Source organism: Sphingomonas sp. 37zxx, assembly GCF_000786205.1.
In the GTDB taxonomy this organism is placed as follows: domain Bacteria; phylum Pseudomonadota; class Alphaproteobacteria; order Sphingomonadales; family Sphingomonadaceae; genus Sphingomonas.
The window spans coordinates 12,777-37,114 of sequence record NZ_JROH01000015.1 but is presented as its reverse complement, the minus strand read 5'-3'; the positions used below and the strand labels follow the sequence as shown (position 1 = coordinate 37,114).

Annotated in this window: 20 protein-coding genes; 7 read left to right on the top strand and 13 right to left on the bottom strand. The window is 62.7% G+C overall.

The annotated features are described in order from the left end of the window. Positions 1-59: 59 nt before the first annotated feature. Complete coding sequence (gene rpoB / locus QU44_RS08600; protein ID WP_033921556.1) at positions 60-4,241, bottom strand: DNA-directed RNA polymerase subunit beta; 4,182 nt, start codon at positions 4,239-4,241, stop codon at positions 60-62. 299 nt (positions 4,242-4,540) lie between these two features. Between rpoB and QU44_RS08595 the strand changes: the two genes are divergently transcribed. Beyond that, the gene (locus tag QU44_RS08595) at positions 4,541-5,854 is read left to right on the top strand and encodes a hypothetical protein (protein ID WP_156141042.1); all 1,314 of its coding nucleotides are present in this window, start codon (positions 4,541-4,543) and stop codon (positions 5,852-5,854) included. 48 nt (positions 5,855-5,902) lie between these two features. Beyond that, positions 5,903-7,141, top strand: coding sequence for a threonine synthase (locus QU44_RS08590; protein ID WP_033921554.1), 1,239 nt, complete (start codon positions 5,903-5,905; stop codon positions 7,139-7,141). A gap of 186 nt (positions 7,142-7,327) precedes the next feature. Here QU44_RS08590 and QU44_RS08585 read toward each other — a convergent pair whose 3' ends face one another. The 4 genes from QU44_RS08585 to rplJ all read right to left on the bottom strand — a co-directional run bounded on the left by QU44_RS08585 (position 7,328) and on the right by rplJ (position 10,404). Beyond that, positions 7,328-7,624: a hypothetical protein gene (locus QU44_RS08585; RefSeq protein WP_033921597.1), complete on the bottom strand. Its 297-nt coding sequence runs from the start codon at positions 7,622-7,624 to the stop codon at positions 7,328-7,330. Positions 7,625-7,638: 14 nt separating this feature from the next. Further along, positions 7,639-9,177: a L,D-transpeptidase family protein gene (locus tag QU44_RS08580; RefSeq protein ID WP_081987934.1), complete on the bottom strand. Its 1,539-nt coding sequence runs from the start codon at positions 9,175-9,177 to the stop codon at positions 7,639-7,641. A gap of 276 nt (positions 9,178-9,453) precedes the next feature. Beyond that, positions 9,454-9,828 (bottom strand): 50S ribosomal protein L7/L12, encoded by a 375-nt coding sequence (gene rplL / locus QU44_RS08575; RefSeq protein WP_033921552.1) that lies wholly within the window; start codon positions 9,826-9,828, stop codon positions 9,454-9,456. A gap of 60 nt (positions 9,829-9,888) precedes the next feature. Then, positions 9,889-10,404: a 50S ribosomal protein L10 gene (gene rplJ / locus QU44_RS08570; protein WP_033921594.1), complete on the bottom strand. Its 516-nt coding sequence runs from the start codon at positions 10,402-10,404 to the stop codon at positions 9,889-9,891. A gap of 437 nt (positions 10,405-10,841) precedes the next feature. Between rplJ and QU44_RS17760 the strand changes: the two genes are divergently transcribed. After that, positions 10,842-11,507 (top strand): L,D-transpeptidase family protein, encoded by a 666-nt coding sequence (locus QU44_RS17760; RefSeq protein WP_081987933.1) that lies wholly within the window; start codon positions 10,842-10,844, stop codon positions 11,505-11,507. 174 nt (positions 11,508-11,681) lie between these two features. Here the strand turns inward: QU44_RS17760 and rplA are convergent, their stop codons facing one another. Then, on the bottom strand, positions 11,682-12,371 hold the full coding sequence (rplA, locus tag QU44_RS08560) for a 50S ribosomal protein L1 (RefSeq protein ID WP_033921550.1): 690 nt from the start codon (positions 12,369-12,371) through the stop codon (positions 11,682-11,684). 4 nt (positions 12,372-12,375) lie between these two features. After that, positions 12,376-12,807, bottom strand: a complete 432-nt coding sequence (rplK, locus tag QU44_RS08555; protein ID WP_033921591.1) for a 50S ribosomal protein L11 — start codon at positions 12,805-12,807, stop codon at positions 12,376-12,378. Positions 12,808-13,092: 285 nt separating this feature from the next. Here rplK and katG point away from each other — a divergent pair, with 285 nt between their 5' ends. Beyond that, positions 13,093-15,315, top strand: coding sequence for a catalase/peroxidase HPI (gene katG / locus QU44_RS08550; RefSeq protein WP_033921548.1), 2,223 nt, complete (start codon positions 13,093-13,095; stop codon positions 15,313-15,315). Between the two features lie 148 nt (positions 15,316-15,463). On the opposite strand, the gene QU44_RS08545 is transcribed toward katG, so the two are convergent. Then, positions 15,464-16,030: a hypothetical protein gene (locus QU44_RS08545; RefSeq protein ID WP_033921546.1), complete on the bottom strand. Its 567-nt coding sequence runs from the start codon at positions 16,028-16,030 to the stop codon at positions 15,464-15,466. A gap of 118 nt (positions 16,031-16,148) precedes the next feature. Further along, positions 16,149-16,475, bottom strand: coding sequence for a hypothetical protein (locus tag QU44_RS08540; RefSeq protein ID WP_156141038.1), 327 nt, complete (start codon positions 16,473-16,475; stop codon positions 16,149-16,151). 169 nt (positions 16,476-16,644) lie between these two features. Between QU44_RS08540 and QU44_RS08535 the strand changes: the two genes are divergently transcribed. Continuing rightward, positions 16,645-17,367 (top strand): Crp/Fnr family transcriptional regulator, encoded by a 723-nt coding sequence (locus QU44_RS08535; protein ID WP_033921543.1) that lies wholly within the window; start codon positions 16,645-16,647, stop codon positions 17,365-17,367. Here the strand turns inward: QU44_RS08535 and QU44_RS18200 are convergent. The 4 genes from QU44_RS18200 to QU44_RS08520 form a co-directional block, all read right to left on the bottom strand. Then, entirely contained in the window at positions 17,355-17,540 is a 186-nt protein-coding gene (locus QU44_RS18200; protein ID WP_156141036.1) for a hypothetical protein, read from the bottom strand. The two genes, QU44_RS08535 and QU44_RS18200, sit on opposite strands and share 13 nt — an antisense overlap. A gap of 309 nt (positions 17,541-17,849) precedes the next feature. After that, on the bottom strand, positions 17,850-18,386 hold the full coding sequence (gene nusG, locus QU44_RS08530; protein WP_033921542.1) for a transcription termination/antitermination protein NusG: 537 nt from the start codon (positions 18,384-18,386) through the stop codon (positions 17,850-17,852). A gap of 17 nt (positions 18,387-18,403) precedes the next feature. Next, positions 18,404-18,601, bottom strand: coding sequence for a preprotein translocase subunit SecE (secE, locus tag QU44_RS08525; protein WP_033921541.1), 198 nt, complete (start codon positions 18,599-18,601; stop codon positions 18,404-18,406). A gap of 208 nt (positions 18,602-18,809) precedes the next feature. Next, on the bottom strand, positions 18,810-19,838 hold the full coding sequence (locus QU44_RS08520) for a LacI family DNA-binding transcriptional regulator (protein ID WP_033921539.1): 1,029 nt from the start codon (positions 19,836-19,838) through the stop codon (positions 18,810-18,812). A gap of 924 nt (positions 19,839-20,762) precedes the next feature. On the opposite strand from QU44_RS08520, the gene QU44_RS08515 reads away from it, so the two are divergent. Continuing rightward, positions 20,763-23,762, top strand: coding sequence for a TonB-dependent receptor (locus QU44_RS08515; protein ID WP_197054277.1), 3,000 nt, complete (start codon positions 20,763-20,765; stop codon positions 23,760-23,762). Between the two features lie 172 nt (positions 23,763-23,934). Then, entirely contained in the window at positions 23,935-24,255 is a 321-nt protein-coding gene (locus QU44_RS08510; protein WP_033921536.1) for a hypothetical protein, read from the top strand. The last annotated feature ends 83 nt before the right edge of the window (positions 24,256-24,338 follow it).

The following is a 24,338-nucleotide window of genomic DNA, read 5'->3' as shown; positions in this document are numbered from 1 at the left end:
GCCTTTGAAGAAAGGCCCACCCCCGACCCCTCCCGCAAGCGGGAGGGGGGAAGTGCGAATTATTCCGCCGCGATCTGCACGCCGTCCGAATCGTAGCCGAGTTCCATCGTCTTCAATTCGACGTTCAGGCCCAGCGAGCGCATTTCCTTGACGAGCACGTTGAAGCTCTCCGGAATGCCCGCCTCGAACGTGTCGTCACCCTTGACGATCGCCTCATAGACCTTGGTACGGCCGACCACATCGTCCGACTTCACCGTCAGCATTTCCTGCAGCGTGTAGGCGGCGCCATATGCTTGCAGCGCCCACACCTCCATCTCACCGAAGCGCTGGCCGCCGAACTGCGCCTTACCGCCCAGCGGCTGCTGGGTGACCAACGAGTATGGCCCGATCGAACGCGCGTGGATCTTGTCGTCAACAAGGTGATGCAGCTTGAGCATATAGATATAGCCCACCGTCACCTTGCGATCGAACGCATCGCCGGTGCGACCGTCGAACAGCGTCACCTGACCCGATGGGTCGAGACCCGCCAGTTCGAGCATCGCCGCCACATCGGCCTCGCGAGCACCATCGAACACCGGCGTCGCCATCGGCACGCCGTTTTTCAGATGCTGCGCCAGTTCGATGATCTGGTCGCCGTTCCGCTCGTCGATCTCGGCGTGATACTTCTCGCCATAGACGGTCTTCAACCGATCCTTGACCGCGTCGGGCATCGCGCCCGGCTCGGGATTGGGATTGGCCTCGCGCCATTCTTCGAGCGCCTGGGTGATCTGACGACCAAGACCGCGCGCGGCCCAGCCCAGATGCGTTTCGAAGATCTGTCCGACGTTCATGCGCGACGGCACGCCCAGCGGATTGAGCACCAGATCGACCGGCGTTCCATCCTCCAGGAACGGCATGTCCTCCTGTGGCAGGATGCGTGAAATCACACCCTTGTTGCCGTGGCGGCCTGCCATCTTGTCGCCCGGCTGCAGCTTGCGCTTCACCGCGACGAACACCTTGACCATCTTAAGCACGCCCGGTGGCAGCTCGTCACCGCGCTCGAGCTTGTCGCGCCGATCGTGGAACTTGTCGGTGATCTTCTTGGCGGCTTCGTCATACTGGACCTTGACGGCTTCCAGGTTCGACTGGACGCCATCGTCGGCCACGCCGAACTTCCACCATTCGTGCCGCTCGACGCTGTCGAGCAGCGCGTCGTCGATCACGACGCCCTTCTTGACGCCCTTGGGCGCTGCGGTCGCGGTCTGGCCGAGCAGCATTTCCTTAAGGCGCGACCAGGTCGCACGGTTGAGGATGCCGCGCTCGTCGTCCGAGTCCTTCTTCAGGCGCTCGATCTCTTCGCGCTCGATCGCCATCGCGCGCTCGTCCTTGTCGATGCCGTGGCGGTTGAACACCCGGACCTCGACAACGGTGCCAGCAACGCCCGGCGGCAGGCGAAGCGAGGTATCGCGAACGTCCGACGCCTTTTCACCAAAGATCGCGCGGAGCAGCTTTTCCTCGGGCGTCATCGGCGATTCACCCTTGGGGGTGATCTTGCCCGCCAGAATGTCGCCGGGCTCGACCTCGGCACCGATGTACACGATGCCCGCTTCGTCGAGGTTGCGAAGTGCTTCCTCGCCGACGTTCGGGATGTCGCGCGTGATGTCCTCCGGCCCCAGCTTGGTATCGCGCGCCATGACTTCGAATTCCTCGATATGGATCGAGGTGAAGACGTCGTCCTTCACGATGCGCTCGCTGATGAGGATCGAATCCTCATAGTTGTAGCCATTCCACGGCATGAACGCGACCAGGCTGTTGCGCCCCAGCGCCAGCTCGCCGAACTCGGTCGACGGGCCGTCGGCCAGCACGTCGCCGGCCTTCACGATGTCGCCGACCTGCACCAGCGGACGCTGGTTGATGCAGGTGTTTTGGTTTGAACGCTGGAACTTCATCAGCGTGTAGATATCGACGCCGCTCGCAGTCGCTTCGACCTCGCCGGTCGCGCGGATGACGATACGGGTCGCATCGACCTGATCGACGACGCCAGCGCGCTTGGCCGAGATCGCCGCACCCGAATCGCGTGCCACGGTCTGTTCCATGCCGGTGCCGACGAACGGCGCCTCTGCCTGAACCAGCGGCACCGCCTGACGCTGCATGTTCGATCCCATCAGCGCGCGGTTGGCGTCATCGTTTTCCAGGAACGGAATGAGCGATGCCGCGACCGACACGAGCTGCTTGGGGCTGACGTCCATCAGCGTCACCTGATCGGGCAGCGCCATCAGGAATTCGCCCGCCTGGCGCGCCGAAACCAGCTCCTCGGAGAAGCTGTTGTCGGGGTGCAGCGCCGCCGATGCCTGGGCGACGGTGTGCTTCTGCTCTTCCATCGCCGACAGATACACGACGTCGTTGGTCACTTTGCCGTCGACGATCTTGCGGTAGGGCGTCTCGATGAAGCCGTACTTGTTCACCCGGCTGAAGGTGGCCAGCGAGTTGATCAGGCCGATGTTCGGGCCTTCCGGCGTCTCGATCGGGCAGATACGACCATAATGCGTCGGGTGAACGTCGCGGACTTCGAAGCCTGCGCGCTCGCGCGTCAAGCCGCCCGGTCCAAGTGCCGACACACGGCGCTTGTGGGTGACTTCCGAGAGCGGGTTGGTCTGATCCATGAACTGCGACAGCTGCGACGAACCGAAGAATTCGCGCACCGCTGCAACCGCCGGCTTGGCGTTGATCAGGTCGTTGGGCATCACCGTCGACACATCGACCGACGACATCCGCTCCTTCACCGCGCGCTCCATGCGGAGCAGGCCGACGCGATACTGGTTCTCGAGCAATTCGCCCACCGAACGCACGCGGCGGTTGCCGAGATTGTCGATGTCGTCGACTTCGCCCTTGCCGTCCTTCAGGTTCACGAGCGTCTTGACGACTTCGAGAATGTCGTCGGTACGCAGCGTCGTCACCGTGTCCTCGACATCGAGGTCGAGGCGCATGTTGAGCTTCACGCGGCCGACCGCCGACAGGTCATAGCGATCGGGATCGAAGAACAGGCCGCTGAACAGCGACTCTGCGGTCTCGAGCGTCGGCGGCTCGCCGGGGCGCATCACGCGATAAATATCCGACAGCGCCTGCTCGCGCTCCTCGGCCTTGTCGACCTTGAGCGTGTTGCGGATCCACGGACCGGTCGAGACATGGTCGATGTCGAGCAGTTCGACGGTGTCGATGCCTGCCTTGTCGAGCTTTTCCAGATTCTCGGCGTCGATTTCGTCGCCAGCCTCGACATAGATTTCGCCGGTGGCGTCGTTGACCAGGTCATAGGCCGAGTAGCGGCCGAAGATTTCCTCGGTCGGGATCAGCAGGTCGGTCAGGCCGTCCTTGGCCGCCTTGTTCGCGGCGCGCGGCGAAATCTTCTGGCCCGCGGGGAACATGATTTCGCCCGACTTGGCATCGACGATGTCGAACATCGGCTTTTGCCCGCGCCAATTCTCGGCGGCGAACGGGATCTGCCAGCCGCCGGGACCGCGCACATAGGTGACGCGGCTGTAGAAATGATTGAGGATTTCCTCGCTGTTCATGCCCAGCGCGTAGAGCAACGTCGTGACCGGCAGCTTGCGCTTGCGATCGATGCGGACGTTGACGATGTCCTTGGCGTCGAATTCGAAATCGAGCCATGAACCACGATACGGGATGACGCGCGCAGCGAACAGATACTTGCCCGATGCGTGGGTCTTGCCGCGATCATGGTCGAACAGCACACCCGGTGAGCGGTGCATCTGGCTGACGATCACGCGCTCGGTGCCGTTGACGATGAACGTGCCGTTCCCCGTCATCAGCGGCATGTCGCCCATGTATACGTCCTGCTCCTTGATATCGAGCACGCTGCGCGCCTCGGTATCGGCATCGACCTCGAACACGATCAGGCGAAGCGTGACTCGCATCGGCGCGGCATAGGTGATCCCGCGCTGGCGGCATTCCTCTGTATCGAACTTCGGCGGCTCGAGCTCGTAATTGACGAAATCGAGCTCGGCGGTGCCGGCGAAATCGCGAATCGGGAAAACCGAGCGCAACGTCTTTTCGAGGCCCGAAACATAGCCGATCGACGGATCGCTACGCAGGAACTGTTCGTAGCTCTCGCGCTGCACTTCGATCAGGTTCGGCATCTGCACGACTTCGTGGTTGTCGCCAAAGACCTTGCGGATACGCCGCTTCACGGTGCTGCGCTCGATGCGCTGCGATGCCGCGCCGCCGTCTGATGCCTGGGTTGCCATGGGTGCTGTTCGCCTCTCAGCTCAAAAAACTTCGATGTCGGCCGCCGGAAAGGCGGCGCGCATGCGAAGACGCAAAAAGCCGCGCGCTCCATAGCGGAGCCGCAGCTTTCAGCGTCGTTGCAGACCCGTTCGACCCATCCGTATGAAGCACTGCGCGACGGCACCTCATTTCCCGGTCGTCGGGGTAGGCTGCCTATCTAGGTCTCCGGGGCGGCCGTGTCAAACCGTCGGGACAGCTTTCGGTTCCGCAAACCGATGTTCGGACTAGCGGTAAGTCGCTGCGCGCGATAGGCGATTGCATGGTCCGTTTACTTTCGTCGTCCGGGCAGGCCCCGGCACGTGCCGTTGTTGCTTCGATCCCCGCCCTTGCAGCGATGCTGGCGCTGAGCGCACCTGTGTCGGCGCAGGATGCGCCGCCTGAACCAGTGACGCCGCCGATCACCTATTCGCTGCCGCCCGGCGATAGCAGCGAAACGCCGGCAGTCACCCCGCCGCCGGTTCAGACTCGAACCGCGCCATCGCCGGCGGTGGCCCCCGCGCCCCGCGCAACCGAACCGGCACGCACGCCCTCCGCAGCGTCGCCAGCGCGCGAACAGCGTGCAACCCCGGCACCCAAGGCGGTGCCAATCGAATCTCGCTCGGCCGAACCCGCCCCGATCGAGCTTGCGCCGACCGCCACCGCGCCGGCCCAGCCTTCGCCTGCGCCGTCACCCGAGGCTGCACCCGAGGCGCAAGCACCGGAGTCGGATGTCGACTGGACCTGGTGGATGCTTGGCGGCGGGCTGGCGCTGGTGGCGGCCGCTGCCTTCGTCGCCTGGCGTCGCCGCGACGTGCCAGGTGCGCAGGACGGGGAGGGCGTAGGCATCGACACCCCGCAACCCGATCTCGCGCCGACCCCGCCGATACGGCGCGCGGTCGCCGCCGCTGCATCCGATCCAGCGGTCGACGCCGCTTCCGGGCCGCAATTCCTGTCGGTGCCGCCGCGCCCCGCACCGGCGACGCCCGCCATTGCTCCCGATGGCACGATCAAGGCGTTTCAGGGACGGCCAGCCACGCCGCCGCCCGCCGATGCCGGGTTCATCACGGCCTTCAAATCCGCCGAGACCGCCGCGCCGATGCTCGCGCTCGAACTACAGCCGATCCGCGCCGGCTGTACCGAGGATGCGGGGTTCGTCGAATATAGCTTTGCGGTGGTGAACCCGTCCGACACCGTGGTCGGCGATCTGCTGGTGTCGGCATGGCTGGTGTCGGCCAATCCGCAGCAGGACCGCCAGTTGCTCGACTATCTCGCCGAGCCCGCCGACCCCTCGCGCCACAATGTATTCGCGCTTCGCCCCGGTGAGCATCGCGAGCTGCGCGCGGCGATGGGCGTGCCCTTCGAGCAATTGCATCTGGTCGAGGTCGCCGGGCGGCGTTTCTTTGCGCCGATGCTGCTGCTCGATGCGCGGTATCGCACGCAGAACGGCACCCCCGGGCGCACCTCGGCAGCCTATATGATCGGTCGCCCGCATCCGACCAGCGGCAAGCTGGCACCGGTGTTCGTCGATCGCGGCCCGCGCGTGGTCGAGGGGTTGGCGGCGCGACCCTATCGCCTGCCGCGCCCGCCCGCGTAAGCGCCGGGGACGCTTGACGCCCGCACCGTGTCCCCGCATCCAACGGCGATGCAAAGCAACGCCAATCTCGTCACCGAGCGTCCGACCTTCGTCTCCCACCTCGAATGCGGCCTGACCGGCGATCGCTATGAAGCCGATCGCCTCCACGGCCTGTCCGCCGCCGGGCGGCCCTTGCTGGTCCGCTATGATCTGCCGGCGGTGCGCGCCGCGCTGAGCAAGGAAGCGCTGGCGCAGCGCCCGCGCGATTTGTGGCGCTGGCGTGAATTGCTCCCGGTGCGCGATACCGCGAACATCGTCAGCCTGGGCGAGAGCGAAACTCCGCTGGTGACGCTCGACCGCACCGGCGAGCGCCTGGCGGCGCGCGCACCGATCGTGAAGGACGAAGGGCGGCTGCCCACCGGATCGTTCAAGGCGCGCGGGCTGGTGATGGCGATCAGCATGGCCAAGGCGCTGGGCGTCAAGACGATCGCGATGCCGACCAACGGCAATGCCGGCGCAGCCGCTGCCGCCTATGCGACGCGCGCTGGGATCGAAACCATCGTCTTCTGCCCCGACGACACGCCCGAAATCAACGTGCGCGAAATCGCCGCGCAGGGCGCGCGGGTCTATCGCGTCAACGGCCTGATCGACGATTGCGGCAAGATCGTGGGGGAGGGGGCAAAGGCCAATGGCTGGTTCGACCTGTCGACGCTCAAGGAGCCGTATCGGATCGAGGGCAAGAAGACGATGGGCCTCGAACTTGCCGAACAATTCGGGTGGGAACTGCCCGATGCGATCTTCTACCCCACCGGCGGCGGCACCGGCCTGATCGGCATGTGGAAGGCGTTCGACGAACTCGAGGCGATCGGCTTCATCGGGTCGCGCCGTCCGCGCATGTATGCGGTGCAGGCATCGGGCTGCGCGCCGATCGTCCGCGCGTTCGAAGCGGGCGAGCGCCATGCCGAACGCTGGGAGGACGCACATACGCTGGCGGCGGGGATCCGCGTGCCCAAGGCGGTCGGCGATTTCCTGATCCTTGATGCGGTGCGCGAAAGCGGCGGCAGGGCGCTGGCGGTCGGCGATCCCGCGATCGTCGCGGCGGTAGAGGAAGCCGCCAAGGACGGGTTGCTGCTGTGCCCCGAAGGCGGTGCGACGCTGGCCGCCTATGAGCGTGCGCTGGCCGATGGCCTGGTCGGGCGCGACGAACAGGTGGTGCTGTTCAATTGCGCGACCGGGCTGAAATATCCGATGCCCGACAAATCGCGCACGCTCGACCGGCACGGCCCGATCGATCTGGCGGCACTGTAACGCCCCGCCGCGCTGGGGGCGTTACAGATTAAGGCGTGATGACTTGTTGCTGACGCATTTCCTTCGTCATTCCCGCAAAGGCGGGAATCCATATTCCAGTGCAGTGGTTATAGATTCCCGCCTTCGCGGGAATGACGAGAAAACCAGCTATAGCTCAGCCTTCAATAGTCGCGATCAATCGCCAATTTATTCGCGAACCGGTACTTCCTCATCCAGTCCGTCGCCCGAACGATCGACGCGCGATGTCATGCCGGTTGCTTCGGCATCGTCGATCATCTGTTCGTCGGGTGCGATCGGCTCGGGTTCAGGGGCCGGCATCGGCTCGGGCTGTGTTTCTTCGATCGCATTGGGTGCGGCATAAGGCTCAGGCTCGATATAGGTCGGCGTCTCGTCGGCCACCGGCTCGCCCGGCGGCGGCCCGGTTTCGGGCTCGGCCGAACAGGCCGCCAGCGCCAGCAGCCCAAGCAATGCAATCTTCTTCATCGATAATTCCCTCTTCATCGGCTCGCCACCTGCGCCGCCGAACGCCGTTCGATCTTGTCCGCCAGCACGGTATCCCAGTTATACGGATCGGCGCGGAAGCTCATCTGGCCGTTCGCGCTGGCAAAGGCGGTCCAATACAGCAGATAAACCTCGACCGGGGTGTTGAGCCGCGCGCGCACCGTCTTGGTCGTCGTCGTCACTTGCTCATCGATCGCTGCTTCGCTCCATTCGGGAACGTCGCGCAGCAATAGCTTTGCCAGCTCGGCGGGCTTTTCCAGCCGGATGCAGCCATGACTCGCCAGCCGGTCGAAGCGCGAGAAACCCGCCTGTGCCGGGGTGTCGTGCAGATACACTGCAAACGCATTGTCGAAATCGAACTTGAACCGGCCAAGCGCGCTGCTGTCGCCCGAAGCCTGTTGCAATCGCCGGTTCGGCCCTTCGCCGATAATCCGGAAATTATTGGCCTTCAGATAGGCATTGCCCTTGGGGAACAGCTCGCGATTGGCGATGCTCGACGGCACGTTCCACGGCGGATTGAGCACCACCGAATGGATCGTCGAGGCAAGCATCGGCGTTTCGCCGCCGCCGGGCTTGCCGGTCACCGCCTTCATCGACATCACCGGGCTGTCGCCCTCGAACACCGTCAGCACTGCGGCGGCGATGTTCACCTGAATGCGGTTCTTAGGCAGTTCGTGCGGCAGCCAGCGCCAGCGCTCCATATTCGCCATGATCTGCCGCACCCGGTCGCGCGCGGGCACATTCAGCGCCGCGATCGTCTGGGTCGAAACGATGCCAGCGGGGTTCAGTCCATAGCGCCGCTGCGCGCGCTGCACCGCTGCCAGCAATTCGGCATCGAAATTGCTGCCGGTCGCGATCACCTCGGGATCTTCGATCGCCAGCCGCTTGCGAAGCGCGGCGACGCGCGGTCCCTTCGATCCCAGCGACAGGTCGGGGCCGGCGGCGATCGGCTGCCAGCCGCCCGCTGCGACGATGCCGCGATAGCGGGTCAGCCCGGTGCGAAGGCCGTCATAGCCGGCCCAGGGCGGCGGCAGCGACGCAAACCATTGGGCGATCCGATCCTGCGCGACTGCCTTGGCAAAGCCGGGCAGGGGATCAAAGGCGGCGGGGCGCAGCGCCCAGTCGGCCTGGAAATCGGCGGTATCGAGCCGTCCGGCATGTACCGCATGCGCATGGTCGAGCGCCGCGCGCACCAGCGCGTCGTTGGTTCGCGGGATCGTGACCGCGGCGGCGATCGATCGCAGCCCCTGTTCGGCCCCGTCCTTGGCCAGCAACGCCGCCAATTGCGACGCCTGTTCGGGCGACAACAGCGGCAGCGGCGCGATCGGCAGGATCATCGGCATCGATGGCGGCACCGGCACCGTCTGCATCGCCGGAGGCGTAATCTGGACCGGAGGCGTAATCTGGGCCGGGGGCGTGATCCGGGCTGGCGGCGCGGTGGGCACCGGGCGAACCACCGGCGGCTGCACCTGGGCAAAGGCCGGGCCGGCCAGCGCGGCAATCAGCAGGGCGGTCAGATGATGGTGCGTGGGCATGGCCAGGGTTACTCTCACTCGTTCCTCGACGCTGAACGCTGCGCCGAACCGTTCGCCGCAAGCCTTAACGCCAGTCGCCGCCGCCCGCAAAGGCGAAGCGACATGCGGCTCAAGCGGCGAGCATAAAAGGGGTGCGTCATCCGCACCACGCACCCCAGATTCAAAGACCCAGCCTTGCCCTGTTCGTGCGCGCTCACCCCCAACAAAAAAGGGCGACCCCAATGGGGCCGCCCTTCTTCGATCGCACTGCCGCCCGTTGCCGGGTGGCAGAGTTGATTACTTAACTTCGACGGTCGCGCCGGCTGCTTCCAGCTGGGCCTTGATCTTGGCGGCTTCGTCCTTCGACACGCCTTCCTTGACGGCCTTGGGAGCCGACTCGACCAGCGCCTTTGCTTCGGTCAGGCCGAGTGCGGTGATCGCGCGGACTTCCTTAATCACGTTGATCTTCTTGCCACCGTCGCCGGTGAGAATCACGTCGAATTCGGTCTGCTCTTCAGCAACAGGGGCAGCAGCGCCGCCGCCAGCGGCAGGTGCTGCAACTGCGGCAGCAGCCGAAACGCCCCACTTCTCTTCGAGCATCTTCGAAAGCTCAGCGGCTTCCAGGACGGTCAGGGCGCTCAGGTCGTCGACGAGCTTGTTCAGGTCAGCCATGGTAATACTCCAATATTCAAAAGGTTTGGGTCAGTAAATAAGCCTTGGGGAAGCGCCGTTTCAGGCGGCTTCCTTCTCCGCATATGCCGAAAGCACGCGCGCGATCTGTGCGGCCGGTGCCTGAGCGATCGTCGCGATCTTGGTTGCAGGTGCCACGATGAGCCCCACAAGCTTGCCACGAAGTTCGTCCAGTGACGGCAGCGTCGCCAGCGCCTTCACGCCATCGACGTCGAGCATCTGGCTGCCCATTGCGCCGCCGACGATTTCGATCTTGTCGTTCGTCTTGGCGAACTCGGCGACCACCTTGGCCGCAGCCACGGGGTCGGTCGAGGTAGCAAGGGCTACGGGGCCGGTCAGCAGGTCCGACAGACCTTCATACTCGGTGCCCACCAGGGCGATGCGAGCAAGGCTGTTCTTGCTGACCTTGTAGCTGGCACCGGCTTCGCGCATCTTCGTGCGGAGTAGCGTCGACTGGGCGACGGTCATCCCGAGGTTGCGGGTGACGACCACCACGGCAACTTCGTTGAAGGTGCTGTTCAGCGCGGCGACGGCGTCGGTCTTTTGCGAACGATCCATGCCGGTCTCCTCAAAAAAGGCCTTCACTGCGAAGGCCCGGTTACGTCGGAAGTCGGGCGACTGCCCGGCTCCCTCGTCCGAGGGGCATGATCGTCAAGCGGCGGGTGGCCCCGCGCGTGACCCGAACCTTCCTGGCGGAAGTATTCGGCGAAAATGCATTCCCCGTCTTGGCAGGACATTAAGGCCGGGCAAATCCCTGGCCACCTGCTGTCTCGGACGGATGCCGACGCGGACGAATCCTTGTCGGCAAGACGCGGCACATAGCGCTAGCCGGGGGAAAGTCAACGATGAAGCAGGCGGCGGTGTGCGTTAACCAGTCCGCCTTGCACCGATGCCGATTCGTCCAGCAACGGCACACGCCAAAACAGCCACTGGCAAAACAAAAACCGCGCGCCGATAGAATAAACCACAACGGCACTACACGGATATTCGCGCGCATGGGCAATGGCAATTTCTGGCGGAACACCCGGTCGCTTCGACTGGCGGCGCTTGTCCTGGTGGCGTCGCTCGCGCCACAGATCGCATCGGCGCGCACGCCCGAGGTGCGGAGCGTGTTGGAACTTGAATCACCGCTCATGCCTGGCGAATTCGCCTGGGATGACAAGGGCGTCGCCCCCGGTGCCACCCGGATCGTCATCGATCTGACCGCGCAAAAATTGTACGTCTATCGCGGCGGGGTAGAGATTGGCCGCGCCTTCATCCTTTATGGGGCCGATCACAAACCGACCCCCACCGGCACCTTCCCGATCCTGCAAAAGAACCGGCACCACATCTCGAATCTCTACAACGCGCCGATGCCGTATATGCAGCGGCTCACTTGGGGCGGGGTGGCGATCCACGGCAGCGAGGTCGAGGCGAACGCGGCCACGCATGGCTGTATCGGCGTGCCCGATGAATTTGCCGCACTGTTGTTTGACACGACCAAGATGGGCGACATCGTCACCGTCACGCATAATTGGATGCCCGAGCTGTACGGTGCCGAAATCAACGCGCCCGACCCGCATGCGGTCGACGCGCTGACCGAGGTGTCGGTCGAACCTGCGCCTGCCGAGCCGGACGACACTCGCGGCGCACCTTATGCGATCCTGACGCCGAACGACTGACGTCACGGCTTGTCATTCCCGCGAAGGCGGGAAGCCATATGCCAGCGCAGTGGTTATGGTTTCCCGCCTTCGCGGGAATGACGGAAAAAGTGGGTAGCCACCACTTCATCCAAAATAAGAAGGGCCGGGAGATCGCTCTCCCGGCCCTTCTTGTTTGTATTGGTTATCGTAGGATCACGCGCCGACTTCGGCGACGTCCACCTTGATCCCCGGACCCATCGACGAGCTGACCGCGATCTTGCGGACATACTTGCCCTTGGCACCGGTCGGCTTTGCCTTGATCACCGCATCGACCAGCGCGTCGAAGTTCGCGCGCAGGTCTTCTGCCGGGAACGACGCCTTGCCGATGCCCGAATGGATGATACCGGCCTTTTCGACGCGATATTCGACCTGGCCGCCCTTGGCTGCCTTCACCGCTTCGGCGACGTTCATCGTCACGGTGCCAAGCTTGGGGTTGGGCATCATGCCCTTTGGCCCCAGAATCTTGCCCAGGCGACCCACGACGCCCATCATGTCGGGCGTGGCGATGCAGCGGTCGAAATCGATCTTGCCGCCCTGGATGATCTCCATCAGGTCTTCGGCACCAACGACATCGGCACCTGCTTCGCGTGCTTCGTCGGCCTTTGCGCCCTTGGCGAACACGCCGACGCGAACGGTCTTGCCGGTGCCCTTGGGCAGGGTCACCACGCCGCGGACCATCTGGTCTGCGTGACGCGGATCAACGCCCAGGTTCAGCGCGACTTCGATCGTCTCGTCGAACTTCGACGTGGCGTTGGCGCGAGCCAGCGCGATCGCTTCGTCGATCGGGTGCAGCTTCTCGCGGTCGATCGAGACTGCCTTCTGCTTCTTGCTCAGATTGGCCATCGGATCAGCCCTCCACTACCTGGAGGCCCATCGCGCGAGCGGAGCCTTCGATGATCTTCGTTGCGGCGTCGATGTCGTTGGCGTTCAGATCCTTCATCTTCGCGATCGCGATTTCCGAAAGCTGCGAGCGTTTGATCGATCCGGCCGAAACCTTGCCCGGCTCCTTCGAACCCGATTTCAGGCCGGCGGCCTTCTTAATCAGATAGGTGGCGGGCGGGGTCTTGGTCTCGAAGCTGAACGAGCGATCGGCATAGACGGTGATTACGGTGGGCAGCGGGGTGCCGACCTCCTGGTCGCCGGTCGATGCGTTGAACGCCTTGCAGAATTCCATGATGTTCACGCCGCGCTGGCCCAATGCGGGGCCGATCGGCGGCGATGGGTTCGCCTTGCCCGCAGGAACCTGCAGCTTGATATAGCCGGTAATCTTCTTTGCCATGATACTCACTCTGTTGCCGGTGCGCCCTGCGCGCCGGTGCAAGTTTAGCGGTTCGTCCGGCGGCTTGTGGCCGCCTCCCGCAACATCCATCGCTAGCGTTGGAAGCTAGCGCGCTTAGCGCAAACTGGTGTAGGATGCAACGTGGGCGGCCCGGCACGGTAGCAGCGCCGGTCGACGGGCGATTGATCGCTTTTATCGCTCTCGTTGACGAAGTTTAATCACTTTATCCGATCAACAGGCTATCATAGATTGAAAACGGAGACGACCTACTGCGAGGAGAGAAACATGGACGGCATCACATCAGGCAGCCCGCTCAATGATCCCGGCAAGCACGCAGCCGCCAAGCGCAAGCTGCTCGGCCGCACCAATCGTGATTGGTGGCCTGAAGCGCTCAGCCTTGAAATCCTTCACCAGAACGGCCTCACCGGCAATCCGATGGGTGACGACTTCAACTATGCCGAAGCGTTCAAGACCGTCGACTATGCCGCGCTCAAGGCCGACCTCACCGCGCTGATGACCGATAGCCAGCCCTGGTGGCCAGCCGATTACGGTCACTATGGCCCATTTTTCATCCGCATGGCCTGGCATGCCGCCGGCACTTATCGCACCGCCGACGGGCGCGGTGGTTCGTCGTCGGGGCAGCAGCGCTTCGCCCCGCTGAACTCCTGGCCCGACAACGGCAATCTCGACAAGGCGCGTCGCCTGTTGTGGCCGATCAAGCAGAAGTATGGCGCGAAGGTCAGCTGGGCCGATCTGTTCATCCTGGCGGGCAATGTCGGGATCGAATCGATGGGCGGCCCAACCTTCGGGTTCGCGGGCGGACGCGGCGACGTGTATGAGCCCGAGAAGGACATTTACTGGGGCACCGAGGAAAAGTGGCTCGGCGACACCCGGATCGAGGAGGAAAAGGGCGCGGTGCTCGAAAGCCCGCTCGCCGCGATCCAGATGGGCCTGATCTATGTCAATCCCGAAGGGCCGGGCGGCTGCCCCAACCCGATGGGTTCGGCCCGCGACATGCGCGAAACCTTCGCGCGGATGGCGATGAATGACGAAGAGACCGCCGCGCTCACCGCCGGTGGCCATACTTTCGGCAAGGCGCATGGCGCCGGCGATGCCTCGCTGGTCGGTCGCGAGCCAGAGGGTTCGGACATCGCCGCACAGGGCTTTGGCTGGATGTCAACGCACGGCACCGGCATGGGCGATGACGCCATCACCTCGGGGCTCGAGGGGGCATGGACGCCGACGCCGATCACCTGGGACATGTCGTATTTCGACATGCTGCTCGACCATGAATATGAACTGGTCCGCAGCCCCGCCGGCGCGCATCAATATCAGCCGGTCGGCAACCCCGACGAAACGCTCGCCCCCGCCGCGCACACTGCGGGCAAGCGCGTGCCGACGATGATGACCTCGGCCGACATGGCGCTGAAGGTCGACCCGTCCTACCGCGCGATCATGGAGAAGTTCCGCGCTGATCCCGCATATTTCGCCGATGCCTGGGCGCGCGCATGGTTCAAGCTGTGCCACCGCGATATGGGGCCGAAGTCGCGCTATATCGGCCCCGAAGTCCCCGCCGAAGATCTGATCTGGCAGGATCCGATCCCCAAGGCCGATTACGCGCAGATCGAGGACGCCGACACTGCTTCGCTCAAGGAAGCGATCAAGGCGTCCAGCCTGTCGATCCGCGAGCTGGTGACCACCGCATGGGCATCGGCATCGACCTATCGCTGGTCCGATCATCGCGGCGGTGCCAATGGCGCGCGCATCCGCCTTGCCCCGCAAAAGGACTGGGAGGTCAACGAGCCCGAACAGCTTGCGCGGGTGCTGGGCGTCTATGATCGCATCAAGGCCGATTTCGATGGCCAGGCAAGCGGCGGCAAGAAGGTGTCGATCGCCGACCTGATCGTGCTGGGCGGTTCCGTCGGTGTCGAGCTTGCGGCGGAAGCTGCCGGCCACGCCATCGAAGTCCCGTTCCTGCCCGGCCGCACCGACGCGACCGCCGAGCAGACCGACGCCGACAGCTTCGACGTGCTCGAGCCAAAGGCCGATGGCTTCCGCAACTATCTGCAGGTTGAATTCAACGTGCCGACCGAGGATCTGATCATCGACCGGTCGCAGTTGCTGTATCTCAGCAGCCCCGAAATGACGGTGCTGGTGGGCGGCCTGCGCGTGCTGGGGGCCAATCACCCCAAGGCGGGCGACCACGGCGTGTTCACCCATCGTTCGGGTCAGTTGACCAACGACTTCTTCGTGAACCTGCTCGACATGGGCACCGCGTGGAAGCAGATCAGCGAAGACAGTGACCAGGAATATCTGGGAACCGATCGCATAACCGGCGAGCAGAAGTGGACCGCATCGCGCACCGATCTGGTGTTCGGGTCGAACTCACAGCTTCGCGCCTTGGCTGAGGTCTATGCCTGTGCCGATGCCGGCGAAAAGTTCGTGAAAGACTTCGTCAAGGCATGGGTCAAGGTGATGAACGCGGACCGGTTCGACCTGACGGTGTAATCCAAAACCGGCCCCCGGCGCGTTCGGGGGCCAGGTTCTGACAGGCCGGGAGCGGGCAATGGCGCGCTGCCGGCTTTTTTGTGCCTGCGACGCTGATCCATTGGTCGTCTCTTCGTGGAAAGGACGAAGGACCGCGCCACCGCCGCGATCAATGTCGCGTCGTCTGGTCGCATGGCTGTGCCGCGACCCGCAGCAACACGTCGATCGCCGCGTCGCTGATTCGCTTGGCGGTTTCCAGTGCGGCGGCGGGGGTCAGCTGGAAATCGATGTCGCCCGGCCCGCGCACCTGGACCAGCAACCCGTCCCCCCAGGCATGGCTCGGCTCGTGGGTTGCCGCCGCCAGCCCCGGACGGGTCGGCGACTTTCTCGCGGCCCAGTCCCTGGCCAGGACCATCGACGTGAAAACGCGCGTCCTGGCCCTGGTAAGTTGCTCGATCTGCGCATTGGTGAGGTCCGCCGACGTCACCGTGGCGAACCGATCGGCCGCCAATTTGCCGAGCCGGCCGATCATCAGCCGCAACCCTTCGCAGTTGAGCGGTTGATGCTCGTCGAGCCGAACATCGATGATACACGCGGTGGGGCCTTCAAATAACCGCAGCGCCGCCAGTTCCAGCCGAAGCGCCTCCTCATAGGATAGTGCCTCATCGACCGACCAAACACCATTGCGCGTCACCGTTAACAGGCGCAATTCGGGTTCCAGCCGAAATTCCAGCATCACCTTTCTCCCAGCTGACCGTCGTTAATTCGACGTTATTTTGTCCTCCTACAGCTCGGCAGCGACCAGGCCGGGCAAAGCGATAGAATAGCTATGGGATATATCCCTTGCGAAGCGGCTACGACTTGGTTCCATCGTCTTGTGCTTGATCAATATCATGTTCTAGCGATGCTGCCATCGAAGATAATAGCGCATGCGAATGCCACATGGTTTTGCTGGCGTCATCGGCAGCCATGGCGAACTCGGCCTGGACGTCGATCGCCAGGTCGATGATCTTCATGCTGTCACGTGGCGTAAGGATCGATTGTTCGATCAGCCCGTGGATCAGGCTTTCCACCAGGATCAGCGCAGCATGGCCATGCGCGTCTGGCATTTCAGGGGGCATTTCAGGGGGCAGGTCGGAGGGAACGTCTTGTGGTTCACGGCCCATGTCATGGTCGGGCATTGCTGCACCTTATGGTTGAAGCCGATACCAGCGCGGGCCAGCGTAGTGTCGGTCGGTTTCGATCAGGGGCTCAATACCCCTTTCTGAACCTTCATCATCAATCTATATCAACAACAATCAATGATATTAGGCAATATAGTTTCCATGGCTTAGCGTGTAGGTAGCACTCATGATCAACCGGTTCGTGAACAAGCTGAGCGAACTATCCGATCTTTCGCCCCGCGATGTTGCGGTATTAGAGGCCGCAACCGCGCGGACGCGCAAATATGCCCAGCGCCAGGACTTGATCCGCGAGGGCGATGAGCCTGGCCCGGTCTTTGTCGTTCTCGAAGGCTGGGTCTGTCGATACAAAATCCTGCCCAGCGGGACGCGCCAGATCATGGCTTTCCTGATGCCTGGTGATGCCTGTGACTTGCACGTCAATCTGTTGCCCGAAATGGATCATGGCATCCAGGCGCTGACGATTGCCAAGGTGGCGATCATTTCGCGAACCGAGATGCTGACCTTGATGAACGATCACCCGGCGATCGCCCGTGCAATGTATACTGCGCAGTTGATCGACGAAGGCGTGATGCGCGCCTGGATCGTTAGCATGGGGCGGCGCAGCAGCATCGAGCGCGTGGCGCATCTGATGTGCGAATTATATCTGCGCGCGCGCAATATCGGCTTGGCGGGCGATGGCGAATTCGCCTTTCCGATGTCGCAATTGGTGCTGGCCGATGCGCTCGGCATGACCGCAGTCCATATCAACCGGGTGTTGCAGGAACTGCGGCTGACCGGGGCGATGGCGTTGCATCGTGGCAGCGTCGACATTATCGATCCGATCAAGCTGGTCCACATCGCCGGCTTCGATGAAAATTATCTCCATCGGCGATTACGTCATACGGCGTAATCGCGCCCGTCGTTTTCGCTGATTGGCGGCGGTATCTGCATAGCAGTCAGATCATATTGCGCCGCCATCACGTAGTGAATCTTGGCAATTTCAGGACAATCCGCCTTGAGCGCTAGCGCGCGCGCTGCTTTTGCGCGAGATACATAATAGTCATGATGTTTACGCTGTTTCATGATCGTCCCCTGAGGTTTGCAGAAGTGTCATGCGGCTGACGATAGCTTTTACGTGGTGCCAAGCGCATTATCGCCCTTCCCGGGGTGACCTGTGCATCTTAAGCCCCGTCATCAGGGATATTGTTGATACAGGTCAGGATAATGTCGATTTATCTTGCCCGATGTGGCGGTGATCCATTCGGGCGGTTATGATGCCCGGTCGTGGGGGCACCAGCCGGCAGTGCAGCGGCCACAAACAAAAAAACGCGGGCACCTGTCCCGCGTTTTTGCAATTCCGTGGTGACGCGGCACGCCGCGTGCGATCCCGCCTTATTTGCTGCGTTCGACCTGCTCGAAATCGAGCTCGACCGGGGTTGCGCGGCCAAAGATCGATACCGACACCTTGACCTTCGACTTGTCGAAGTCGAGCTCTTCGACCATGCCGTTGAAGCTGGCGAACGGGCCGTCGAGCACCTTCACATTGTCGCCGATCTCGTAATCGACCTTGATCTGCTGCTTGGGCGCTGCGGCGGCTTCTTCCTTGGTGTTCAGGATGCGTGCGGCTTCACTCTCGCTGATCGGCTGGGGCTTGCCCATGCTGCCCAGGAAGCCGGTCACCTTGGGCGTGTTCTTGACCAGGTGATAAACGTCGTCGTTCATCGCCAGCTTGGCCAGGACATAGCCGGGGAAGAATTTGCGTTCGGACTGGACCTTCTTGCCGCGGCGCACTTCGGTGATCGTCTCGACCGGCACCTCGACGCTCTCGACCAGCGCCTCGAGCCCCAGCCGGGTTGCGTCGGCCAGAATCTGGTCGCGAACCTTGTTCTCAAAGCCCGAATAAGCGTGAATGATGTACCAGCGCGCCATGCGTGTTTTTCCGTTTCTTAGTCGGCGAGGGAAAGCAGGAACTTCACCAGTGCGTCGAAAAAGCTGTCGACACCCAGGAAGAAGACCGCGAGCAGCGAGGTCATGATGACCACCATCACCGCCGTCATCACCGTTTCCTTGCGCGTCGGCCAGGCCACCTTGGCGGTTTCGGCGCGGACTTGCCGCAGGAACTCGATCGGGGTCGTTTTCGCCACTGGCGTGCTGCCCTTTGACAATGGGTTCGTTGGTTCGCCGACCGCCGGGCAAAGAGCCGCTGCCCGGTTCCTTAAGAAGGAAACCGGCGCTGCCCATCCAGACTGTCGGATTGAGCGCTGTATCTAGCGAAGGATAAGGATGAGTGCAAGCATGGCCGCCCGCCGCGATCGGGAGATATGCTGGCTGCCCCTCCAGCGTATGCCTCGGTCATACGCCCGGAGGCGGGCCATCGGATTGGCGGCGGACCAGAAGGTGGTGAAGCAGCACATGCTCGCTATCGTCGGCGGTGCCTGCGCGTGCCAGTTGCGCCGAGATCATGCGGAATGCCTCGCGGGTCAGTTCCAGGGTCGGGCGCCTGATCGTGGTCAAGGCCGGCCAGATCGTCGTTGCCAGCGCCGAATCGTCAAATCCGCAGACCGACAATTGCTGTGGCACATCGATCCGGTGGCGGTGTGCGACCGAAACGACCGCGGCTGCCATATCGTCATTGCTCGCAAAAATAGCCGTTGGCCGGTCCGCCACGCCGATCAGCTGTTCGGCGGCGATCAAACCGGATTGATAGGTGTAGTTTCCCTCGGCAATGTGCGCGGGATCCGCCGGCAAGCCTGCCAATGCAAGGGCATCCTGGAAGCCCGACAGCCTTAACCCGGCCGATGCGTATTGCGGATCGCCCTTGATAAACCCCAGGCGGCGGTGGCCGAGCGACAGCAGATGCTGCGTCATCGTTCGCGCAGCGGTGCGGTCATCGATCCCGACCGAGGCGATCTGCCGGCAGCTTCGGCGGTTCAGGCCGGTCGCCACCATGACGATGTTCAAGGCAACCAGCTGGTCCACCAATTCGCAATCATCGGCCAGCGGCGGGGCCAACACCACCGCGCGGACTCCGCGTTCGACCAGGTCGGCGATGGCGGCGCGGCGTTGATCCGCGTCGGCCACGCGGTGGACCACCAAGCTGGCATGGGTTTTGGTAGCTTCGTGCAGCAAATGCACCAAAAACTCGCCGAGCGAGCCGGGATTGGGGAAGCGATGCAACAGCCCAACCCGCAGCTGCTCGGCTCCCGACAGCGCCCGCGCCGCCAAATTGGGGACGAACTTAAGTTCCGCGATCGCCCGCTCCACCATTTGTCGGGTTTCGGGGGTGACGATCGCCTCGCCATTTATCACCCGCGAGACCGTGGTGTGCGATACGCCCGCGCGGCGGGCGACATCGCGCACCGTGGCGGCCTTTATGGCCATTGGCTTCGATCGTTGCGGCAATGGCTCTACCCCCATTGAATTAGACACGATGTTACGCTCGCCGCCGGGATCGCTCGCACCCGGCGTTGCGGTGCCAGCCAGCACGTCGGGAGCGGCAAGCCATCGTTGATACCGCCATCATGTCGTTTCGATAGCGCTGCATGATCGCGTCCAAAAAGTAAAATGATGCAAGGCAAGCCTTCGACCGCAAATAGGTTGTTGCGCCCGGTCTGGGATCGGCCGTTTGGGCTGAAGAGCCAGTACAGGGCGATCGGAATTGTCTTAAGCTTGGGCACGTGAAAGTTTCTTGATCGGGTGACTTCGAGGTGGCTTTTGCCTCAATTCCGGAATCACTTCAGACCTTCGGCTCGATCGAAATATACGAACCCTTCACTTAAGCATTGCCGTCCAAAACCACAGTCCTCTCGGTTCAGCTATTTTGCTATCCACGAAGACCGTCCACGCGGTTAAGCATTCACGCCGTGCGCCTGTCAAATGTTACCGGGAACACCTTGACAGGTCGCTGAACCGCTCGGATAACGGTAACAGTTTTCAAATGCTGCCATGTATCGCTTCGGATCGAGACGGCGGTCTTGGCGGACAACAGGGATAATGACCGCGTCCGAAACGCGCGGCAATGGGGGGATGATTATGAAAAGGACCGTTAGTCGCGGCTTGTCTTGCCGCGTCCGTTGCCTGGCGACGACCGCAGGGTGTGCGCTCGCCGTGTCGCTGGCACCGACCGCTATCGCCGGGACGCAGCAGCAGGGCCTTGCGAGCGCCGAGGCCAGGGCAACCGATGCAGGTAGCGCCGCGCCACAAACCTCTGCCAACCCATCGGCCCGGCCTTTGGCTGTCCCGCCAGCCGGTGCAGCTGGCCCTGTGCCGACAGGGCAACAGGCGGACACAGCCGGCGACGAGCAGGTGGCAAGTGAAGCGCCCCCGCAGCAGGCCAGCGGCAGCGTTGACCCCGGCGACATCGTCATCACCGGCTACCGCAAGTCGCTCGAGGATTCGGCCAACGCCAAGAAAAACGCGACCAACTTCATCGATTCGATTTATGCCGAAGACGTGGGCAAGTTTCCCGATCTCAATCTTGCCGAATCGCTTCAGCGCCTGCCGGGTGTGCAAATCGATCGGGATCGCTCGGGCGAGGGAACGACGATCAACGTTCGCGGGCTCAGCGCCGGCTTTACGGTGACCACCATCAACGGCTTTGCCACGACCACCTCGGCCTATTCGGGCAACGAAGGCCGCGGTTCGGGGCTGGACGTGCTGCCGAACGAGCTTTTCCGCCGCCTCACCTTGAGCAAGTCGCCAACCGCCGACATGGTCGAAGGCGGCACGGCGGGGGTGGTCGATATGCAGCCGCTGCGCGCGTTCGACCGCAAAGGCTTCAACATCAGCCTTCAGGCGCAGGGCCAATATCAGGATGCCAGCGGCTCGACGACGCCGCGCGCCGCGCTCATCGTCAGCAATCGGTTCGATACCGGCATCGGCGAGTTCGGCATATTGGGCGCGGTCGCCTATGCCCAGCGCGACTATCGCAGCGAAAGCTTCGATACGATCGGCTGGACAACGCTCAACGTAACCCAGTCCTGCCCCACAACCCCCGCCGGGATTGCGTCGGGTTGCAACCCCTTGTCGATCCCCGCTGGCGGGTACGGTAATGGCGCCGGCGCCCGGCTGACGACGGTGCCGCGAAACGTTCCGGCTGAATTGGGGCTGGGAGCGCCCGGATCGCGCCTGACTCAGTGCCTCAACGGCGCGCCCGGCGGCACATCGGGGCTAAGCTGCCAGGATCTCAGCTATGCGCTGGTCCCTCGGTTGATGCGTGCCGAGCAAACGATCGGCCAGCGCCGGCGGATCGGCGGGCTGCTGAACCTCGAATATCGACCTGCGCCCGAACTGCGCTTTCGCAGCGATTTGATGTTCAGCGACGTCAAGAACGACTTTCGTCAGCATCAGCTGATGATGGTCGTGCGCAGCTACAATAATCAAATCCCGATCGACTTTGTATTGAACGAGGATCGGGTGCTTACGTCCGGAACCTTCGCCAATACCTATTTCCTTAACCAGTCCGATGGTGGCGATACGCCGTCCAGCATGTTCTATCGATCGGGCGCGATGGAATGGGACATCGCGCCGACGCTCAAATTCACGATGTCGGGCATGATGAACAGCGGGCGGCTGCGAAACGAGGCGTTGCAATACACGATTCAGTCGGCTGCCCCGACGACACCACTCAACTTCCATCCCGCAGGAACGCCGCAACCGGCCAGTTTGCCGGGGGTAAACTTGACGCCCACCAACACCGGCCAGGTCGGCTATTATAATTACACCCCCGGCGATCTGACGCCGTCGATCACCAGCAACGTCGATTTGCCGAATTACCGGGACTATTATTGGAACGAAGGGCGTAACGGCGTTTCGGTGCAAGAGCTTGAGCAAAAGGCGTTCCGGTTCGATCTGAGCGGCGGTGACCCCAACAGCTTCCAGCTCTCCACCGGCTTTATGAAGAACGTATTCGATCGGCGGATCAGCTCATGGTCGGGGGGGCAGACGGCAGCCTGTTTTACCCGCGGCCTGTGCGGCACCAACTTCGCCTCGACAGCGCCGTCGCTGGTACAGGCGATTCCGAATTCGCAACTGCCCAACTTCATGATCCCGCTGCCGTCGATGAACCTGTTCCAGAATGCGCCGTTCGACGCCGGGTTCAACAAGGGTTGGCTGGTTCCCGATTTCGATAAGATCGCCGACACCGTCGACCTCGATTATTTCCGCGATGGCATCAATCCCGGCGAAACCGCTGCCAGCTATCTTGGATCATTCGCTCGGCGCGATCTGTTGGAAGATACGACGTCGGGTTACATCATGGCTGATGGTCGTCAGGATATTTTCGACCGCGAACTTCGCTTCAACGCCGGCATCCGCTACGCAAGCACATTCCAGCGAGCAAATGGTCGGGTAAACGACTTCATCCTTATTGGGGGGACTGGGCCGACTATCCTGTCCTTTTCAAACAAGTACGACAATTTCCTTCCCAGCGCGAACCTTGCCTATTTTGTGCGACGCGATCTGGTGGTGCGAGGCGCAGCAGCGCGAACTGTCACCGGGGTCAGTCCAGCCGACCTTTTGCCGGGCTACAACCTCAATTTGGACGCGGACACCTTCGACCTCGGCAACCCGGAATTGCAGCCATTCACGGCGGACAATTTTGACGTCGGCATTGAATGGTATCCGCGATCGCGCACGGTGCTGACGTTCAATGCCTGGTGGAAGAAGATCTACAACTATCCCTATGTGCTGCGAACGCAGCGCCAATTCAGCGAGTTGGGGATTGATTTCGCCCGGCTCACCGAACGCCAGCGGGCCGGCATCGACAATAATGGTGGTGCCAATGCGGCGGTGCTCCAGGTGCAGCAGCGCGACAATTCCGATCTGGTCATCAACTTGGCCGGCCAGGAATTTCAATGGGTGCAGCCACTGGATTTCCTATTCAAAGGTATCGGATTCAACGTCAACGTAACGCACATCAGTCAAAGCCTGAGCGGCGAAGTGCCGCCAGGGCTGAACCCCAATGCCTTGCTGGCCGGGCTGTCGCCATGGACCTATAATGCCACCGGCTATTATGAGTCCAAGGCGTTCCAGGTGCGTTTCTCTTATGTCCATCGTGACGCAACGCTGGCCCGCGTTTGTCCGTGCGACAATGTTCCGGGCGATCAGTATAATATTGCGTCGGATTATCTCGACGCGCAGATTTCGTTTCCGCTGCCCTTCTATCCAAAGGCGTCGTTTACGATCCAGGCGCAGAACCTGCTCCAACAGGTGCAGCTGTCACAGTTCGAGAATCAGGAGGCGCGGCCGTATAATGGCAACTTCGCCGGTCGCAACTTCGTTGCCGGGCTTCGCGCGAACTTTTGATTGCGCTGCTGCGGGCGGCGGCGTGTGGAACCGCGCCGCCTGACGAATAGTCGGGTAAGCCCAAGGTCGCGCTTGGGTTTGCCTTTCCAATCGCCAGATGTCCCGCGCCTCCGAAAAGAAGGTTTTTCGCAGGCTGATGGCTTGGCGAGCCAGGCATGCTAAGGCTGCGGGCATGTCAAATGCCCGAAGCAATACCGGCGTCGTCGACGTCGATGGTCTCCAATATGACTGGCAACTCCAGCGCGAGCCGCACCGGTCGGATGACGACGGATGGAAGGGTATGGTGATTTGCCTGCGGCAAAAGGATACCCAACGCGAGGCGTTGGTGGAATTCCCGGCCCCGAAGCGCTTGTTGAAAGGGCTGCCGCGGGGGCGTCTTCAGATCGACGATGCGACCGTTTCCAGGAGCGTTCGCGCGGCGCTGGCGGCAGGCTGGGAGCCGATGTCGCGCGGCAAGCCGATGGTCTTTACGGTCGACGCCGACGGCAACTGACCTATCGACGCAAGCCCGATCGCAGCTGGTCGAGAAACCCGCCGTCGACGACTGCCGCTGGGTGCTTGCCGATGTGGTCAGCG

Bases quoted from the DNA above. Each gene is read 5' to 3' on its own strand.
- QU44_RS08510 (WP_033921536.1), top strand. From the start codon at position 23,935: ATGTCAAATGCCCGAAGCAATACCGGCGTCGTCGACGTCGATGGTCTC.
- QU44_RS08595 (WP_156141042.1), top strand. From the start codon at position 4,541: ATGGTCCGTTTACTTTCGTCGTCCGGGCAGGCCCCGGCACGTGCCGTT.
- QU44_RS08535 (WP_033921543.1), top strand. From the start codon at position 16,645: ATGATCAACCGGTTCGTGAACAAGCTGAGCGAACTATCCGATCTTTCG.
- QU44_RS08590 (WP_033921554.1), top strand. From the start codon at position 5,903: ATGCAAAGCAACGCCAATCTCGTCACCGAGCGTCCGACCTTCGTCTCC.
- nusG (WP_033921542.1), bottom strand. From the start codon at position 18,386: ATGGCGCGCTGGTACATCATTCACGCTTATTCGGGCTTTGAGAACAAG.
- QU44_RS08580 (WP_081987934.1), bottom strand. From the start codon at position 9,177: ATGCCCACGCACCATCATCTGACCGCCCTGCTGATTGCCGCGCTGGCC.
- QU44_RS08545 (WP_033921546.1), bottom strand. From the start codon at position 16,030: ATGCTGGAATTTCGGCTGGAACCCGAATTGCGCCTGTTAACGGTGACG.
- rplJ (WP_033921594.1), bottom strand. From the start codon at position 10,404: ATGGATCGTTCGCAAAAGACCGACGCCGTCGCCGCGCTGAACAGCACC.
- QU44_RS18200 (WP_156141036.1), bottom strand. From the start codon at position 17,540: ATGAAACAGCGTAAACATCATGACTATTATGTATCTCGCGCAAAAGCA.
- QU44_RS08520 (WP_033921539.1), bottom strand. From the start codon at position 19,838: ATGGCCATAAAGGCCGCCACGGTGCGCGATGTCGCCCGCCGCGCGGGC.
- katG (WP_033921548.1), top strand. From the start codon at position 13,093: ATGGACGGCATCACATCAGGCAGCCCGCTCAATGATCCCGGCAAGCAC.
- QU44_RS17760 (WP_081987933.1), top strand. From the start codon at position 10,842: ATGGGCAATGGCAATTTCTGGCGGAACACCCGGTCGCTTCGACTGGCG.
- rplL (WP_033921552.1), bottom strand. From the start codon at position 9,828: ATGGCTGACCTGAACAAGCTCGTCGACGACCTGAGCGCCCTGACCGTC.
- rplK (WP_033921591.1), bottom strand. From the start codon at position 12,807: ATGGCAAAGAAGATTACCGGCTATATCAAGCTGCAGGTTCCTGCGGGC.
- rplA (WP_033921550.1), bottom strand. From the start codon at position 12,371: ATGGCCAATCTGAGCAAGAAGCAGAAGGCAGTCTCGATCGACCGCGAG.
- QU44_RS08585 (WP_033921597.1), bottom strand. From the start codon at position 7,624: ATGAAGAAGATTGCATTGCTTGGGCTGCTGGCGCTGGCGGCCTGTTCG.
- QU44_RS08540 (WP_156141038.1), bottom strand. From the start codon at position 16,475: ATGCCCGACCATGACATGGGCCGTGAACCACAAGACGTTCCCTCCGAC.
- rpoB (WP_033921556.1), bottom strand. From the start codon at position 4,241: ATGGCAACCCAGGCATCAGACGGCGGCGCGGCATCGCAGCGCATCGAG.